Annotated in this window: 14 protein-coding genes and 2 riboswitches; of the genes, 11 read left to right on the forward strand and 3 right to left on the reverse strand. The window is 66.9% G+C overall.

Going from position 1 to position 17,257, the window contains the following annotated elements; all coding sequences use genetic code 11:
- The first annotated feature begins 1 nt into the window (after window position 1).
- The 3 genes from gatA (at window position 2) to LDO22_RS20685 (ending at window position 3,966) form a co-directional block, all read left to right on the forward strand.
- A complete protein-coding gene (gatA, locus tag LDO22_RS20675; protein WP_224025528.1) occupies window positions 2–1,567 on the forward strand; it encodes an Asp-tRNA(Asn)/Glu-tRNA(Gln) amidotransferase subunit GatA in 1,566 nt (521 codons plus the stop codon).
- Window positions 1,567–3,075, forward strand: coding sequence for an Asp-tRNA(Asn)/Glu-tRNA(Gln) amidotransferase subunit GatB (gene gatB / locus LDO22_RS20680; RefSeq protein WP_159632431.1), 1,509 nt, complete (start codon window positions 1,567–1,569; stop codon window positions 3,073–3,075). Before gatA ends, gatB begins: the two co-directional genes overlap by 1 nt.
- Window positions 3,076–3,270: 195 nt before the next feature.
- Window positions 3,271–3,966, forward strand: coding sequence for a hypothetical protein (locus LDO22_RS20685; RefSeq protein ID WP_224025529.1), 696 nt, complete (start codon window positions 3,271–3,273; stop codon window positions 3,964–3,966).
- Window positions 3,967–3,986: 20 nt separating this feature from the next.
- Here the strand turns inward: LDO22_RS20685 and LDO22_RS20690 are convergent, their stop codons facing one another.
- A complete protein-coding gene (locus LDO22_RS20690) occupies window positions 3,987–4,898 on the reverse strand; it encodes a LysR family transcriptional regulator (protein ID WP_159632429.1) in 912 nt (303 codons plus the stop codon).
- A 125-nt stretch (window positions 4,899–5,023) separates the two neighbouring features.
- Here LDO22_RS20690 and tdh point away from each other — a divergent pair, with 125 nt between their 5' ends.
- The 6 genes from tdh to LDO22_RS20720 all read left to right on the forward strand — a co-directional run bounded on the left by tdh (window position 5,024) and on the right by LDO22_RS20720 (window position 11,444).
- Window positions 5,024–6,070: an L-threonine 3-dehydrogenase gene (tdh, locus tag LDO22_RS20695; protein ID WP_224025530.1), complete on the forward strand. Its 1,047-nt coding sequence runs from the start codon at window positions 5,024–5,026 to the stop codon at window positions 6,068–6,070.
- Window positions 6,071–6,078: 8 nt separating this feature from the next.
- Entirely contained in the window at window positions 6,079–7,275 is a 1,197-nt protein-coding gene (locus LDO22_RS20700) for a glycine C-acetyltransferase (RefSeq protein ID WP_224025531.1), read from the forward strand.
- Between the two features lie 55 nt (window positions 7,276–7,330).
- Complete coding sequence (locus tag LDO22_RS20705) at window positions 7,331–8,461, forward strand: FAD-dependent oxidoreductase (protein ID WP_224025532.1); 1,131 nt, start codon at window positions 7,331–7,333, stop codon at window positions 8,459–8,461.
- A gap of 11 nt (window positions 8,462–8,472) precedes the next feature.
- Window positions 8,473–9,684 carry an imidazolonepropionase gene (gene hutI, locus LDO22_RS20710; RefSeq protein ID WP_224025533.1) on the forward strand — a complete coding sequence of 404 codons (1,212 nt, stop codon included), beginning with the start codon at window positions 8,473–8,475 and terminating at the stop codon, window positions 9,682–9,684.
- 99 nt (window positions 9,685–9,783) lie between these two features.
- Window positions 9,784–10,572: a DeoR/GlpR family DNA-binding transcription regulator gene (locus LDO22_RS20715; RefSeq protein WP_224025534.1), complete on the forward strand. Its 789-nt coding sequence runs from the start codon at window positions 9,784–9,786 to the stop codon at window positions 10,570–10,572.
- A gap of 92 nt (window positions 10,573–10,664) precedes the next feature.
- The gene (locus tag LDO22_RS20720; RefSeq protein WP_224025535.1) at window positions 10,665–11,444 is read left to right on the forward strand and encodes a CPBP family intramembrane glutamic endopeptidase; all 780 of its coding nucleotides are present in this window, start codon (window positions 10,665–10,667) and stop codon (window positions 11,442–11,444) included.
- 85 nt (window positions 11,445–11,529) lie between these two features.
- Here LDO22_RS20720 and LDO22_RS20725 read toward each other — a convergent pair whose 3' ends face one another.
- The gene (locus LDO22_RS20725; RefSeq protein WP_224025536.1) at window positions 11,530–13,275 is read right to left on the reverse strand and encodes an HNH endonuclease signature motif containing protein; all 1,746 of its coding nucleotides are present in this window, start codon (window positions 13,273–13,275) and stop codon (window positions 11,530–11,532) included.
- A 206-nt stretch (window positions 13,276–13,481) separates the two neighbouring features.
- The gene (locus LDO22_RS20730; RefSeq protein WP_141161063.1) at window positions 13,482–14,120 is read right to left on the reverse strand and encodes a VOC family protein; all 639 of its coding nucleotides are present in this window, start codon (window positions 14,118–14,120) and stop codon (window positions 13,482–13,484) included.
- Window positions 14,121–14,281: 161 nt separating this feature from the next.
- Window positions 14,282–14,396: riboswitch (SAM riboswitch) on the forward strand.
- 44 nt (window positions 14,397–14,440) lie between these two features.
- Between LDO22_RS20730 and LDO22_RS20735 the strand changes: the two genes are divergently transcribed.
- Window positions 14,441–15,763 (forward strand): bifunctional o-acetylhomoserine/o-acetylserine sulfhydrylase, encoded by a 1,323-nt coding sequence (locus LDO22_RS20735; RefSeq protein WP_159632421.1) that lies wholly within the window; start codon window positions 14,441–14,443, stop codon window positions 15,761–15,763.
- A gap of 103 nt (window positions 15,764–15,866) precedes the next feature.
- A riboswitch (SAM riboswitch) is annotated at window positions 15,867–15,982 on the forward strand.
- Window positions 15,983–15,994: 12 nt separating this feature from the next.
- Complete coding sequence (locus LDO22_RS20740; RefSeq protein ID WP_224025537.1) at window positions 15,995–17,110, forward strand: homoserine O-acetyltransferase; 1,116 nt, start codon at window positions 15,995–15,997, stop codon at window positions 17,108–17,110.
- The last annotated feature ends 147 nt before the right edge of the window (window positions 17,111–17,257 follow it).

Consider the following 17,257-nt stretch of genomic DNA (forward strand, 5'->3'; position numbering starts at 1 on the left):
CATGACTGACAAGAACACCAGCGCCGGCACCCTGATCCGGCTGTCCGCCGCACAGCTTGCCGAGAAACTGCGCGCCGGCGAAGTCACCGCCGTCGAAGCCACCCAGGCCCACCTGGACCGCATTGCCGCCGTCGACGGGAAAGTCAACGCCTTCCTGCACGTCAACGCGGAAGAAGCGCTCGCCGTCGCCGCCGAGGTGGACGCCATCCGCGCCGCCGGCGGAGCGGAAGCAGAAGCACTGCACTACCTGGCCGGCGTCCCCATCGCCGTCAAGGACCTGATCGTCACCATCGGCCAGCCCACCACCGCCGGCTCGAAGATCCTCGAAGGCTGGCACAGCCCGTACGACGCCACCGTCGTCGAACGCCTTCGCGCCGCAAAGATGCCCATCCTGGGCAAGACCAACCTGGACGAGTTCGCCATGGGCTCCTCCACGGAGCACTCCGCCTACGGCCCCACCCGCAACCCCTGGGACCTGGACCGGATCCCCGGCGGCTCGGGTGGTGGCTCCGCTGCCGCCGTCGCCGCCTTCGAGGCGCCCCTGGCCCTGGGCACGGACACCGGCGGCTCCATCCGCCAGCCCGGCGCCGTCACCGGAACCGTTGGTGTGAAGCCCACCTACGGCAGCGTCTCCCGCTACGGCGCCATCGCCATGGCGTCCTCCCTGGACCAGATCGGCCCCGTCACCCGCACCGTGCTGGACTCCGCGCTCCTGCACCAGGTCATCGGCGGCCACGATCCCCGCGACTCCACCTCGCTGCCCGAACCCCTGGCGGACCTCGTTGCCGCCGCGAAGACCGGCAACGTCGAGGGCCTGCGGATCGGCATCATCAAGGAACTGCACGGCGAGGGCTACCAGGCCGGCGTCGAAAACCGTTTCAACGACGCCCTGGAGCTGCTCAAGGAAGCCGGCGCGGAGATCGTTGAGGTCTCCTGCCCCAACTTCCAGTACGCCCTGGGCGCCTACTACCTGATCATGCCGTCCGAGGCCTCATCCAACCTGGCCAAGTTCGACGGCGTCCGGTACGGCCTGCGCGTCCTCCCCGAAGAGGGCCCCATGACCATCGAACGCGTGATGGGTGCCACCCGCGCCGCCGGCTTCGGCGACGAAGTCAAGCGCCGCATCATCCTGGGCACCTACGCCCTGTCCGCCGGGTACTACGACGCCTACTACGGCTCCGCGCAGAAGGTCCGCACGCTGGTGCAGCGGGACTTCGAGGCCGCCTTTGCGCAGGCTGACGTCCTGATCTCGCCCACCGCCCCCACCACGGCGTTCCCGCTCGGCGAAAAACTGGACGATCCGCTGGCCATGTACCTCAACGACGTCGCCACCATCCCGGCCAACCTTGCCGGCGTCCCCGGCCTGTCGCTGCCTGGCGGCCTGGCGGACGAGGACGGGCTGCCTGTCGGTATCCAGTTGCTGGCCCCGGCCCGCGAGGACGCCCGCCTGTACCGGGTGGGTGCGGTCCTTGAATCGCTGCTCGAAGCCAAGTGGGGCGGCCCGCTGCTGGCCCAGGCTCCCGACCTTGCCGTTGCCGGAACCCTCGAAACCCAGGAGGCAAAATAATGAGCACTGATGACATCCTGAGCTTCGAAGAGGCCATGGAGAAGTACGATCCCGTCCTGGGGTTCGAGGTCCACGTGGAGCTGAACACCAAGACCAAGATGTTCTCCTCCGCCCCCAACGTCTTCGGCGACGAGCCCAACACCAACGTCAACGAGGTGGACCTGGGTATGCCCGGCGTCCTGCCCGTGGTGAACAAGACGGCCATCGAGTCCTCCATCAAGATCGGCCTGGCGCTGAACTGCAAGATCGCCGAATCCTGCCGCTTCGCCCGGAAGCAGTACTTCTACCCGGACACCCCCAAGAACTTCCAGACGTCCCAGTACGACGAGCCCATCGCCTACGACGGCTACCTGGACGTTGAGCTCGAGGACGGCACCGTGTTCCGCGTGGAGATCGAGCGCGCGCACATGGAGGAGGACGCCGGGAAGCTGACCCACATGGGCGGTGCCACCGGCCGGATCCAGGGCGCCGACTTCTCGCTGGTGGACTACAACCGTGCCGGTGTTCCGCTGGTGGAAATCGTCACCAAGCCCATCGAGGGCGCCGGGTCCCGTGCACCGGAACTGGCCAAGGCCTACGTGGCGGCCGTCCGGGAGATCGTGAAGAACCTGGGCGTGTCCGACGCGAAGATGGAACGCGGCAACGTCCGCTGCGACGCGAACGTTTCGCTCCGCCCGCACGGCCGCGAACGGTTCGGCATCCGTTCCGAGACCAAGAACGTGAACTCGCTGCGCGCCGTGGAACACGCCGTCCGCTACGAGATCCAGCGCCACGCCGCTGTCCTGGACTCGGGTGAACCGGTGATCCAGGAAACCCGCCACTGGCACGAGGACACCCGGACCACCACCTCCGGCCGCGCCAAGTCCGACGCTGACGACTACCGCTACTTCCCGGAACCGGACCTGGTTCCCGTGGTGGCCTCCCGGGAATGGGTGGAGGAACTGCGCGCCACCCTGCCCGAGCCGCCGGCCGAGCGCCGCAAGCGCCTCAAGGCCGACTGGGGCTACTCCGACCTCGAATTCCGCGACGTGGTCAACGCCGGCGTCCTGGACGAGATAGAGGAAACCATCGCCGCCGGCGCCACCGCATCCGTGGCCCGCAAGTGGTGGATGGGTGAGATCGTGGGCCGCGCCAAGGCTGCCGACGTCGATCCCGGCCAGCTGGGCGTCGAGGCTGCCACGGTGGTGGAGCTGAGCCGCATGGTTGAGGCGGGCAAGATCAACAACAAGATGGCCTCCCAGGTGCTGGACGCCGTACTCGCCGGTGAGGGCACCCCGGAGGAGATCGTGGAGAAGCGCGGCCTCGCCGTCGTATCCGACGATGGGCCCCTCCTGGAAGCCATCGACGCCGCACTCGCCGCGCAGCCCGGCGTCGCGGACAAGATCCGTGGCGGCAAGGTCCAGGCCATCGGCGCGATCGTGGGCGGGGTCATGAAGGCTACCCGTGGACAGGCCGACGCCGGCCGCGTGAAGGAACTGATCCTGGAGAAGCTGGGCGTCACCGTCTAGTACACCCCTGCAGGACCCAACTGGGTAGCGCCAGGTGTCGTTTTGAACCCTCATAACGACACCTGGTGCTACCCAGTTCCGCGTTAAGTACTCAGGCGGCGCTCAGTGAAACTACCCGTGGTTGGGCGCCTGCGGCGGACTTACACTGGAGCCCACAGGGCGCCGGTGCCCTGGCTGCGTGCGGGAGGAACAACCATGGTGGTCCGGGAACCTATGAGGATGCGCAAGGCGGTGCTGGCCGGTGCCGTGGCCGTGGCACTTACCGGGACAGGGGCCGCCCTCGCCTGGCCGGCAACCGGGACGCCCGCACCCACGCCGTCGCCCTCACCATCATCACAAACAGCGCCCGGCAACTCAGGCAGCGCCCCGGGGCCACATAAGCCTGGCAAGGCCGAGCGCGGGCAACTCCTGCACGGCGAAGGCGTCGCCAGGAAGCCCGACGGCACCTACCAGACGGTCCTGGAACAGAACGGGACCGTGGAGTCGGTCAGCGATACCGGCATCACCGTCAAGAGCGGGGACGGCTTCTCCCAGACCTACACCGTCAATGGCGACACGAAGGTGACCACGATTCCTCCGGCCGCCAATCCAGGTGCAACGCCAAGCCCGGGAGGAGCGCCCAGCCCCGGTGGAAAGTCCGACGACGGCAAGCGGCTTAAGCCGACGGACGGGACCATCGCGGACATCGCCGCCGGGGACACCGTGCGCATCGCCGGCGTCAAGGACGGGGACAAAGCCACGGCCACGCGGATCGTGAAGGGCGCCGGTGACGGGCCCGGACTGGGGCTGGGGCGTGGGTTGGGACGCGGGCCGGGCCATGTGCCGGGTAACGGCCAAGGACTTGGACACAAGATGGGCAAGGGCAACCACCAGGACGGCCAGGACTCGTAGCCTCCAGTACGCCGGCCGGCTCAGCCCTGTTTCACCAGCCCCGCCATGATGTCCTCCAGCGCCTCGCAGACCATCACCACGGAGCGGCGCTTGAGGTTCTCCGGCCGGGCCAGCAGGTCGATCCTGCGGCGGGTGCTGATCCCCTCCAGGGGTCGCAGCACGATGTCCGGGTTCAGGACCGGGCCCGCCGTGTATCTGGGGAGCAGCCCCACCACACCGCCGGCGGCCACGAGTGCCGCCACGGTGGAATAGTCGTTGATGCGGTGCACGATATTAGGCTCGCGGCTGGAGACGGCGGCGACGGCGGACAGGACATCGGCGGGGGAGTAGCCGGGGTGGCTGGTCACCCAGGCCTCTGTGCCGACGTCGTCCGCCGTGACCGTCTCCTGTTGGGCCAGGGGATGGCCGGCGGGGAGCGCCACGTCCAGCGGCTCATGCGCCAGCGGGATCACCGCGACCCGCTCCGCCGGCCAGCGGGGACTGTGGTCCATGCGGTGCGCCAGCACCAGGTCGTACCGGGCGGTGAGGGCCGGGAAGTCCTGTTGCGCGACGTCCTCGTCGGACAGCTCGATCCGCGGGTGCTCCGGCCGGTCCAGCATGCGGGCCAGGGGCGCGAACAGGGCCTGCCCGGCGCTGTGGAACCCGCTGACGGTCACCCTCCCGGCGGGCGAGCCGTGGTAAGTGCCCAGCGCGCCCCGGGCGTCGGCCATGGCACTGACGACGGCGGCGCCCGCGTCAGCGAGAACCTGGCCGGCTTCCGTGAGCACCAGGTTCCGGCCTTCCTTGCGCGTCAGCGGCACCTCCACGGTGCGCTGCAGGTGCGCCAGTTGCTGCGATACTGCCGACGGGGTGACCATGAGCGTATCGGCCACGGCCTTCACACTGCCCAGGGCGCCCAGTTCCCGCAGGATTTCAAGCTGATGAACCTCCATACGTCCACTCTAATCATTAGGACTGCTACATCGTCGATTGAGAAAATCCCTGTTGTGCTAAAGCATTGGCAGGGCTTCAATGGGGACGTACCCCGCAGATTGAATGCCAAGCAGTAAGGATGCCAATGAAGGCCCTGTATAAAGCCGGCCCCCACGCCGGATTCGAGCTCGTCGAACGGCCCGAACCCGCAGCAGGCCCGGCTGACGTGAAGATCCGGGTCATGACCACCGGAATCTGCGGCACGGATCTGCACATCCAGTCCTGGGACGCCTGGGCGCAGGGGATCATCGAAGCCCCCCTGATTGCCGGCCACGAGTTCTACGGCGAAGTGGTTGAAGTGGGCGAGGACGTCCGGGAGGTCAAGGTCGGGGACAGGGTCTCCGGCGAAGGCCACGTGGTCTGCGGCATCTGCCGGAACTGCCGTGCCGGACGCCGCCAGATGTGCATCCACACGGTCAGCGTGGGAGTCCAGCGCGATGGCGCCTTTGCCGAATACGTCGTGATCCCCGAAACCAATGTCTGGGTCCACCATGATCCCTCCGTCACGCCCGAACTCGGTGCCATCTTCGACCCCTTCGGAAATGCCGTCCACACAGCACTCAGCTTCCCGCTGGTGGGCGAGGACGTGCTCATCACCGGCGCAGGCCCCATCGGCCTCATGGCCATCGCCGTGGCCCGCCACGCCGGAGCGCGGAAGATCGTCATCACGGACGTGTCCCGGCCGCGGCTGGACCTGGCACGGCAGCTCGGAGCCGATCTCGCCATCGACGTCTCCACCACCCGGGTGCGCGACGCCCAACGCGAGCTGGGCATGCGCGAAGGCTTCGACGTCGGAATGGAAATGTCCGGCCACCCCTCGGCCCTGCCTGAGATGATCGACAACATGAACCACGGCGCCCGGATCGCCATGCTGGGCCTGCCCAGCCAGGAGATCACCATCGACTGGGGCAAAGTGGTCACCCACATGCTCACGCTCAAGGGCATCTACGGCCGCGAAATGTACGAAACCTGGTACGCCATGAGCGCCATGCTGTCCTCCAATCCGGTGCTGCACGCCGGGATCTCCGCCGTGGTGACGGACACGCTGCCCGCCACGGAATGGGAAAAAGGCTTCGAGATCGCCCGCAGCGGCGTGGGCGGCAAAGTTGTCCTCGACTGGACCCGACTGTAAGGAACCCCATGTACACCTCCATCAAGGACCAGCTGCGCGAAGAACTGGACGGGATCCGCACCGCGGGACTGTACAAGACCGAACGCAGCATCAGCTCGCCCCAGTCCAGCCACATCACCGCCGGGCAGATTGGCGGCCCGGGAGCTGACGTGCTCAATTTCTGCGCCAACAACTACCTGGGCCTGGCTGACCACCCGGACATCATCAGCACCGCCAAGGCCGCCATGGATGAACGCGGCTTCGGCATGGCCAGCGTCCGGTTCATCTGCGGCACCCAGGACCTCCATCTGGAACTGGAAGCCAAGGTCTCCGCGTTCCTGGGCACCGAGGACACCATCCTGTTCTCCAGCTGCTTCGACGCCAACGGCGGCGTGTTCGAGTCCCTGCTGGGCCCGGACGACGCCGTGATCTCCGACGCGCTCAACCACGCCTCCATCATCGACGGCATCCGCCTCTGCAAGGCCCGCCGCTACCGCTACGCCAACCAGGACATGGCCGAACTCGAGGCGCGCCTGCAGGAGGCTCAGGACGCCCGCCGGACACTGATCGTCACCGACGGCGTCTTCTCCATGGACGGCTACCTGGCCCCGCTTGAGGCCATCTGCGACCTCGCCGAAAAGTATGGCGCCATGGTCATGGTGGACGATTCCCACGCGGTGGGCTTCATGGGCGCCACCGGTGCGGGCACTCCCGAGCACGCCGGCGTCTCCGACCGGGTGGACATCTACACCGGCACCTTCGGCAAGGCCCTGGGCGGAGCGTCCGGCGGGTACGTCTCCGGACGCGGGGAGATCGTGGCCATGCTGCGCCAGAAGGCGCGGCCCTACCTGTTCTCCAATTCCCTGGCTCCCGCCATTGTTGCCGCGACCCTCAAGGCGCTTGACCTGGTGCAGAACTCGGCCGACCTTCGCCGCCGCCTGTTCGAAAACGCCGGGCTGTTCCGCCGCCGGATGACCGAAGAGGGCTTCGACCTGCTTCCCGGCGAGCACGCCATTGTCCCGGTCATGTTTGGCGACGCCGTCATGGCGGCCAAGGTGGCGGACCGGATGCTGCAGCACGGCGTCTTCGTCACTGCCTTCAGTTTTCCGGTGGTTCCGCGCGGTGCCGCCAGGATCCGGGTGCAGCTCTCCGCTGCGCACTCAGCGGACGACGTCGAAGCGTGCGTAGGTGCCTTCGTCGCCAGCCGGGCCGAGGCAGCAGCCTGACGGGACTCCCCGACGGCGGGGTTTCAGTTCGCAGGAACTCTGTCAGGATGGACGAATGGCAGCACACTACGATGTCCTGATTGTGGGCGGCGGCATCGCCGGCCTGTCCCTGGCGTCCGCCCTCGCCGGCCGCTGCAGCGTTGCGCTGGTGGAGGCGGAGCAGGAACTGGCGTACCACACGTCCTCCCGCTCCGCCCGCCAGCTGATCCCAAGCTACGGGCCTCCCGTGGTGCAGGAGCTTACCGTCCGGACCCTTGAGCTGCTCGCAGCCCGCGACGCAGAATCGCCCGAACCCGTCCTGACGCAGCGCAGTTTCATGCTGGTGGGCTCTGCGGAGGATGTCGCCGCGGAGGCCAGCGGGCACATGCAGTCCATTGCCGTGGACCGTGCCCTTGAGCTGTGCCCTGCGCTGGTCCCGGGAACCTTTGAAGCCGCCGGACTGGATACCGGCTCCTTTGGCTGCAATGCGCCCCTGCTGCTGGAGGACCACCGCAAGCGGGCGCTCGCCGCCGGAGCCGACATCATCACCGGTGCCCGCGTGCATTCGGCACAACGGCTGGGTTCCGGGTGGCAGGTGGGTGCCGGTGCAGAGGGTTTTGAGGCCTCCGTGCTGGTCAATGCGGCAGGCGCCTGGGCGGACGAACTGGCGGTGCTTAGCGGCGTCGAGAAGCTGGGACTCCAGCCGTACCGGCGCACTGCGGCGATTGCCGCCGTCGACCATCCCTTGCCCGCCGCCACCCCCATGGTGGCAGCGGCGGACAACACGTTCTATTTCCGGCCGGACGGGCAGGACGTGCTGATTTCTCCCTCGGAGACTGTGCCCAGCGGGCCCGAAGATGCGCGGCCGAGTCCCGGCGATGTGGAACGCCTGGTGGAAAAGCTCAATGCGTTCACCAGCCTGGGGATCAGCGGCATCCGACGGGCATGGACGGGCCTGCGCACGGAAGCCGCGGACGGGGTGCCGGTGGCCGGGTTCGACGCCGAGGCTGCCGGGTTCTACTGGCTGGCAGGGCAGGGCGGCTATGGCTTCCAGACCTCTGCCGCGATGGCCGAGTTGGCAGCGGGGCAGATTCTTGCCGCGCTGTACTCTTCCGGCGGTGCCGCCCCCGCCGATGGGGCTGCCGACGGTCCGGAATCCCGGACAGCACAGGCCCTGGCAGCCACACGCTGGTCCATCCGACGCTGAAGAATGATTCCATGAGCACCTTGATCACCAACATCGCCGAGCTGATGACGCAGGACCTGGAACACCGGGTTTTGAAGGACGCGGCGGTGGTGGTCGAGGGCGAACGGATCTCCTGGATTGGGGCAGCGGCCGATGCTCCCGCCGCGGATGACAGGGTCGATGCCGGCGGCCGTGCCATGCTGCCGGGGTGGGTGGACTCGCACAGCCACCTGCTGTTCGCCGGGGACCGCACCGCAGAATTCGAGGCACGGATGGCGGGGGAGGCCTACGCCGCCGGCGGCATCGCCGTCACCATGAACGCGACGCGTGCCACGTCCGATTTCGACCTCACCCGCCTGGCCATGGGGCGGGTGGCCGAGGCCGTATCCCAGGGCACCACTTACCTGGAAACCAAGACCGGCTATGGACTGGACGTTGAGCATGAGGCCCGGAGCGCGCGCATTGCCTCCACCATCGCGGACCAGGTGACCTACCTCGGCGCGCACCTGGTGCCTGCCGGGCAGGATCCGGAGGCTTATACGGACCTGGTCTGCGGGCCGATGCTCGCCGCGGTCCGCCCGTACGTCCAGTGGGCTGACGTCTTCTGCGAGGAGGGCGCGTTCAACGCGGAGCAGTCACGCCGTGTGCTGGTGGCCTGCCGTGACGCCGGGCTGGGGCTGCGCGTGCACGGCAACCAGCTCGGTGAAGGCCCCGGTGTGCAGCTCGCCGTGGAGCTGGGCGCGGCCAGCGTGGACCACGTCAACTACCTTGCAGCGCAGGATGTGAAAGCGCTGGCTGCGTCCTGGTCGGGCTGGGACCCTGCCGTGGGGACGGGGGAGCGGGGCACTGTTGCCACCTGCCTTCCTGCCTGCGACCTGTCCACCCGCCAGCCGTTGGCCCCCGCCCGCGAACTCCTCGACGCCGGTGTGCAGGTGGCCTTGGCATCCAATTGCAACCCGGGCACGTCGTACACCAGTTCCATGGCTTTCTGCGTGACGACGGCCGTGCTCCAGATGCGCCTCAGCGTGCACGAGGCTGTCCGTGCCGCCACCTACGGCGGCGCGCTGGCGTTGCACAAGGAAGCCGGGCGGGATGCCGACGGCGAACGCGCCGTGGGGTCCATCGCCGTCGGACACCGGGCCGACCTGCACTTACTGAACGCACCGTCCGCGACGCACCTCGCTTACCGGCCGGGGATGCCGCTGACGTACGCTGTGTGGCGGGCCGGAACCCGGGAACGGTAATCATAGGCGCCACTTTGATTGTTCCTGATTGTTTCCCTAGGGTTATAATCAGGAAACGTCATCAGGAGTGGTGGCTGATGTATCGAAAGGCCCGCTTGTATGACGCGTACCGACCGGCTGACAGCGATTCTTGACCTGCTGGCCAGGACCGGGCAGGTGGAGGTTGACGAGATCGTCAGCACCCTCAACGTTTCCCCTGCCACAGCCCGGCGCGACCTGGACAGCCTTGCCAAGCGACGCCTGTTGACGCGGACCCGCGGCGGCGCCACCACGGGCGCCCTCGCATACGACCTGCCCGGACGTTACAACCGCGACGACCATGCCGAAGCCAAGGAACAGATCGCGCAGTGCGCCTCTGCCTTGATTCGGCCGGGTGCGGTGATCGGTCTCTGCGGTGGCACCACCAGCACCGCCCTTGCGCAGATCCTGGCCACCCGCGAGGACCTGAACGCACCCTCCAACCAGCCGACGCTGACAGTGGTGACCAATGCCATCAACATCGCCGGCCAGCTGGCGGTGCGGCCCAACATCAAGGTGATGGTGACCGGCGGCATCCTGAACCCACGCTCGTATGAACTCGTGGGCCCTTACACGGACATCATCATGCAGAAGGTGGTGCTGGACATCGCCTTCATCGGTGTCAACGGCATCGATCCGGAGGTGGGACCCACCAACACGGGGGAGGGGGAAGCCTCTGTCAACGCCTTGCTGGCTTCCCGCGCAAGGGTGTCCTACGTCCTGGCTGATTCCTCCAAAGTTGGCGTGCGGGCTTTTGCCACCATGGATGGCTATGACTTCACCCGGCTGATCACCGATTCCGGCATTTCTGCGCGCGACAAGGCAGCGTTCGAAGCCAACGGCACGGAAGTGATCGTCGCACCCGCCTAAACCCCTTGGGCGGTGCGCGGCCCGCGTGCCGTGCTGTCCAACATCTGCCGCTCCATCAGGCCGGATCCAGAAACTGAAGGCAAGATGGGAACATGCTGGTTCCCTCCCGCCGTCGACTGCGGCTCGAAGTCTGGATCGTCCTGGGCCTGTCCCTGGGCCAGTCCGCTGTCTACTCCGTGGTGCAGCTGCTCGACAAGATGACCCGCGCCCCGCTGGCCGAGGGCACCTCCACCCTGAACCGGTCGCAGAGCACCCGCGAGTACTTCGACCTCACCTACCAGCTGCTGGATATCATCTTTGCGCTGGTTCCAGTACTGCTGGTTCTCTACTTCCTCACCGACCAGCGGCAGGCTTCGCCCGGCAACGCACGCAACTCCGGTTCGGCATTCCAAAAGCTCGGATTCAACTTCGCCCGGCCCGGGAGGGACCTCCTGCAGGGCGTCGGGCTCGCCGCGCTGATTGGCATACCGTCCCTGGGGCTTTACGCGGCCGGCCGGGCCCTCGGCATCACCACCGCCATCATTCCCAGCGCACTGGACTCGTATTGGTGGACTGTTCCGGTCCTGATCCTGTCGGCGATGCGCCACGCGGTGCTCGAGGAAGTCATTGTGGTGGGCTACCTCCTGGACCGCTTCGGCAAGTTCGGCTGGAGCACGCCCCTCGCCATCGCCGTCAGCTCGCTGCTGCGTGGCAGCTACCACCTCTACCAGGGCTTCGGTCCCTTCATTGGAAACGCGGTGATGGGGGTGGTCTTCGCCTGGCTCTACACCCGTACCAAGCGCGTCATGCCATTGGTCATCGCCCACGCGCTGCTGGACATTGTGGCATTCGTCGGCTTCAGCCTCTTCGGTAAGGCCGTGGGGCTGGGATAGCGCCGCCGAGGCCTGGCAGTGGGACTTAGGGGCTACCTGAGCGGCACAAGTGCTGTGTCCCCGCAATGCCCAACACCACCCACATTCACATGCCCAGCAGCAGCTGCCAGTCCGCCTGCGGGTCAGCGGGCAGCTCGAAAAACTTTGCATGGAACTCATCCCACAAGGGATCAGTGGGGCAAAGCTCGCTGGGGTCCACCATGTTCTCACCTGGCGGTTCTTCGACAGGCGGATCAGGCCACACCGGCATCCCCGCAAGGAACTCTTGCCACAACGGATCCTCCGATAGGTGCGGCCCGCGCCATGGTGGCGCCGTAGTCAGCGGAACGGTGTCACTAAGCCGGGCAGTGTCATCAAGTCCAGCCATGGATCCGGGCCGAGCTGATGCTTCGACGGGCGCCGCAACAGCATCGACCGGCAAGCTTCCCGATGGCCACTGGGCCGGTTCGGGGTCGGGGTGTTCTGGGTTGTAGTGCCTGCCTGTGGGTGAGGTCCAGCCGGGTGGTTCATTCTTGTTGGCCGGATCTGGCGTCCATCTGGTGTGGTGTTTGAGCCGGTGGTGTTTGGGGCAGAGTTGGGCCAGGTTGCTGACGTTGGTGGTGCCGCCGTGTTGCCACGCTTGTAGGTGGTCGGTTTCGTTGTCGGGGGTGCGGTTGGTGCAGCCGGGGAATGTGCATTTGGTGTCGCGCATCCTGATCCAGCGTTTGATGGCCTCGGTGAGCCGGTAGTTTTTCCGGCCGATCTCCAGTGGTGCCCCGTCGCGGGGGTCGATCAGGACCCGGTAGAACGATTCCGCCCCGTCGGCGACAAGTTTCCGTGCCATGGACGCCGGGATTGGTCCGAAGCCGTCCAGTAAGGCGGGTTCGTCGGTGGCTCCGAGGAGGGCGAACACGGGCACGGTGACCAGGACATCGGCCCGCGGCGCAGGGACCTTCCCGACCCCGGTGACACCCTCCGTGCCCTGAATGCCGAGGCCGGGACCGTCTTCCTCGGCGTGGCCGGCGCCGAGGAGCAGCGATGCTGCGATGTCGGGGCGGAGTTGGGTAAGGGTGCGGGGTTCGTCTGGTCCCTGGAGGCCGCGGGCGGTCGCGGTGGTCCGGTTCCAGATAGCGCACGCGGTGTCCCCGGGCAAGTAGAGGGAGATCCAGGCCATACCGTCCTTGTCCGGGGTGTATTCCATCCGCCGGTCAGCCACACCCTTTACATGGCGCTTCTCGATCGAGTCGGGGTGGTGGCGTTCCCGCCAACCACGCACCTTCGCCCGGAACCGGGACGGAACAAGCTCGCCGGGGGCCGCGCCGCGGGCGGGCTGGGGTGCAGCCGGGTCGAAGAAGTGCGCCACCAACGCCAGGGCGCCCTCGGTGGTGAGGCCTTCAGTCTCATCGGCGACAATCCGGGCGTGCTGCCAGGACATGTCCCCGGCGGACAGTGCATCGAACACCAGCGGCAGGGAGCAGATCCGGCGTGAGTGCTCCACCAAAGCGCCCGCGGCCGCCGAGCTGATGGTCAGCACCCCGGCGATCTCCTCCACCACCGACATGTCCGCGTAAGTGCGGTCCTGGACAGTGGCGTCCGGCGGCGTCATCGCCTGCTGGAAGGCAACGGCTTCGGCAGTATCCAGCGCCTTCATCGCGGCGAGCTGCGCCTCCAGCCGGGCCGCAACCTCCAGCCGTTCCAGCCGGATCTCATACCGCCGTTGAAGCACGTCAACACGGGAACCAATGCCGGCGCCGGCAGCCAGGGAAGTATCTTCGAAATCCAGCGCATCGATGGCAGCAACAGAGGCACGAACACCCTCCAAAACCACCTCAACACCACCGCTGATTCCCATGCCCACATCATCCAACGAGGCACTGACATCCAAAGTGTGCACGGTTCATGCTGGCGTCCTTCATAGCGGCGCAGGGGGCAGCTTCTTAAATTAATTCGGCCGCCATTGGGTGGTGACGCCGTTGTCACCACCCAATGGCGGCCGAAGTTTGCCCGGGCACAACCCGGGGACCTCCCCGAAGTGATCCGGGGAGGAACGGGGGAGGGTCAGATGGTGACGGCTCCGTTGGCGGTTTCAAAGGTGACCGAGAGGATGCCCGGGGTTCCGTGCGGGGCGACCCACTCCACCGCAACGTCCTCGAGCGGCTTCTCCACCGGCTCACCCAGCCACTCGGTGACGCGCGAGGCGGAACCGGCGATGGTCAGGCAGCTCATCTTGAGGTTGCTCTCGTACGCGTGGGACGGGTGGAGCGAGGGATCGCCCTCCCACTTGAGCATGTACGGCACCTGGGGATCGGCGATGAGGCCCAGGATGCCAATCTGCTTCCAGACCAGTTCGCGGCCGTCCGGGAACTTGCGGTTGCCGTTCACGGCGGCGCGGCCCAGGCGTTCCTCGAAGGGGGCGAGGTCGTCCACTTCGACGCACCAGCCCATCCAGCCGCCACCAGCAGCGGAGCGGGCACGTACTGCCTGTCCGAACGGTGCCTTGTCCGATGCCGGGTGGTCCAGGACCTCAACGACTTCGAGGTACTTGTGGCCGGCGAGCGGGATGATCATATTCCGGGTTCCGAAGCGGGGGTGTACGCCACCCTTCACTGCCTCAACGCCGAGGGCAGTTGCAATACGTTCGGTAGTGGCCGCGAGGCCATCGTGTTCACAGGCGTAAGAGACGTGATCCATGCGCATGCGAACATCTTGGCACTTTGTGATCAGGCTCTCAGCTAAGGGCACCCTTACTAGTATTTGTGGCGCCCGGCGCCCCCGTTATTCGGCCGAGACAGTGGCCGGAAGACCATGTTCGTCACAATGCTGTCCACGGCAACCGTCCGGTTCCTAGACTGGGCCCAGGTCATGAGTGCCAGCGCCAAGCCCCGGCTCGCTGGCCGGCAACCCTCCATCCGCGGTGGGGTGCCCCGGGTGAAGACCTGGCTCCCCGGCAACAGCCGGGAGCAAGCGCGGCCCGTACTGCCGGTGAGCATGCCGGGCCCATGTCAAAGGAGATTTGGATGTCCAACGGATGGTCCTTCGAAACCCGCCAGATCCACGCAGGCCAGGCGGCGGACAGCGCCACGGGGGCCCGCGCCCTGCCTATCTACCAGACCACGTCATTCGTGTTTCCCAGCGCTGAAAGCGCCGCCAACCGTTTTGCCCTGGCTGAACTTGCGCCCATCTATACCCGCATCGGCAATCCCACCCAGGATGCCGTCGAGCAACGGATTGCCAGCCTCGAAGGAGGCCTGGCCGCGCTGCTGCTGAGCTCCGGGCAGGCCGCCGAAACCTTCGCTGTCCTGAACATCGCCGAGGCAGGCGACCACATCGTGGCCAGCCCCAGCCTTTACGGCGGAACCTACAACCTGTTTGCGCACACGCTGAAGAAGTTCGGCATCTCGGTGACCTTCGTGGCCGATCCGGACAACCTGGACCAGTGGCGCGATGCCGTGCAGCCCAACACCAAGCTCTTCTTCGGTGAAGTGGTGTCCAACCCGCGCCAGGACGTCCTGGATATTGAAGGCATCTCCGAGGTGGCCCACCAGGCCGGGGTTCCGCTCATTGTGGACAACACCTTGTCCACGCCGTACCTGATCCGCCCGCTGGAGTGGGGTGCGGATATTGTCCTGCACTCGGCCACCAAGTACCTGGGCGGCCACGGCTCGGCCATCGCCGGTGTCATCGTCGATTCCGGCAAGTTCGATTTCGGCAAGGATCCGGAGCGGTTCCCCGGCTTCAACACCCCGGACCCCACGTACAACGGCCTGGTCTACGCCCGCGATCTCGGTGAAGGCGGCGCACTCGGCGCCAACCTCTCCTACATCCTCAAGGCCCGTGTGCAGTTGCTGCGCGACCTCGGCTCAGCCGTCTCGCCCTTCAACGCGTTCCTGATTTCCCAGGGCCTGGAGACGTTGAGCCTGCGGGTGGAGCGCCACGTTGCGAACGCCACGGAAGTGGCGCGCTGGCTGGAGGCAAGGGACGACGTCGAATCCGTCGCCTACGCGGGGCTGCCCTCCAGCCCCTGGTACGAGCGTGGCCGCAAGTACGGACCCAAGGGGACGGGCGCCGTCGTGGCCTTCAACCTGGCCGGCGGGGCAGAGGCGGGCAAGCGCTTCGTCGACGCCCTGGAGCTGCATTCCCACGTGGCCAACATCGGCGACGTCCGCTCCCTGGTCATCCACCCCGCGTCCACCACGCACAGCCAGCTCTCGCCGGAGCAGCAGGTTGTGGCCGGCGTGCACCCGGGCCTGGTCCGGCTTTCCGTTGGCCTGGAGCACATCGACGACATCCTGGCCGACCTGGAGGCAGGCTTCCGGGCAGCCAAGGGCGCCGACGCGTAGCCCCAAACGCGAGCGTCGCAGCATGTGCCGGCCGGCGAACCGGGAAGTCACAACCAGTCATACTCTTGGCCTGGAGTGGGGGGTGTTTCGTACACTCGAACCAGGTCATGAGTGCCAGTGACAGCCCCGGCTTGCTGGCCGGCAACCCTCCATCCGCGGTGGGGTGCCCCGGGTGAGGACCTGGCCTGCCGGTCAGACGACGGCAGGCAAGCGCGTAGAAGAGGTCTTGCCATGACGGTTACCGTCGCCCGAACCACCATCCCCCAACACGGAATCGTCCGTTACGCCTCCATCGGGGGACTGGAACTCGAAGCCGGGGGATACCTCCCGGACGTCACCCTGGCCTACGAAACCTGGGGGACGCTCAACGCGGACGCCAGCAACGCCATCCTGATCGAGCATGCGCTGACCGGCAGCACCCACGTGACCCGCGGCGACACCGACGAAGAAGGCTGGTGGGAACAGCTGGCCGGCCCCGGCGCTCCCGTGGACACGGACCGCTTCTTCGTGGTGTCCATCAATATCGTTGGCGGCTGCTACGGATCTACGGGCCCGTCATCGCCCGCGCCGGACGGAAAGCCCTGGGGCTCCAGGTTTCCCCTCGTCACGCTGCGCGACAGCACCGTTGCCGAGGCAAGGCTCGCGGACCAGCTGGGCATCAAGAGCTGGTTCGCCGTCCTCGGCGGATCCATGGGCGGCGCCCGCGCCCTGGAATGGGCGGTGACGTACCCGGAAAGGGTGCAGCGCTGCGCGGTGATCTCCGTGGGAGCCGCCAGTACTGCCGAACAGATTGCCTTCGCGCAGGCCCAAACGCTGGCCATCCGGCAGGACCCCAATTTCAACGGCGGGGACTACTACGGCGGTCCGTGCCCGGAAGACGGGCTGGCGCTCGCCCGGCGCATCGCCCACATCACCTACCGGTCGGCTGCCGAACTGGAAGGCCGCTTCGGCCGGGCACCCCAGGCGCCCGAGTCGCCCCTGCAGGGGGAAGTTCTTGCCTCCCGCGGCCGCTACCAGGTGGAAAGCTACCTGGACCACCAGGGCAACAAGCTGGTGAAGCGCTTCGATGCCAACAGCTATATCGCCCTGACCGAGGCACTGATGAGCCACGATGTGTGCCGGGGACGGGGAACCTTGACCGAAACCCTCGCCGCCTCCACGGCACGGTTCTTCGTGGCCGCCGTCGACTCGGACCGGCTCTATTTTCCGTCGCAGTCCCACGAACTGGCCCAGGCGCTGCCCGGGGACGTGGACGTCCATGTCATCCAGGCACCGATCGGGCACGACGGGTTCCTCACCGAGATCGGGCAGTTGGGCGGCCGGCTGCGGAACAGCTTCCTGGTCTAGGCGCCGCCTGGCGCACAGCCCTTAATGTGCATTCCTGCAGATGCGTTCTGCACTAATCGGCGTTGAGGTTGCGCCGCAGGCAGACCATACTCATCGAATCCGGCTTTCGTGGTGTGCATCACACCCGTCTGCCATTGACTGGTCCCC

This window comes from Arthrobacter sp. NicSoilC5, assembly GCF_019977395.1.
Lineage (GTDB): Bacteria > Actinomycetota > Actinomycetes > Actinomycetales > Micrococcaceae > Arthrobacter.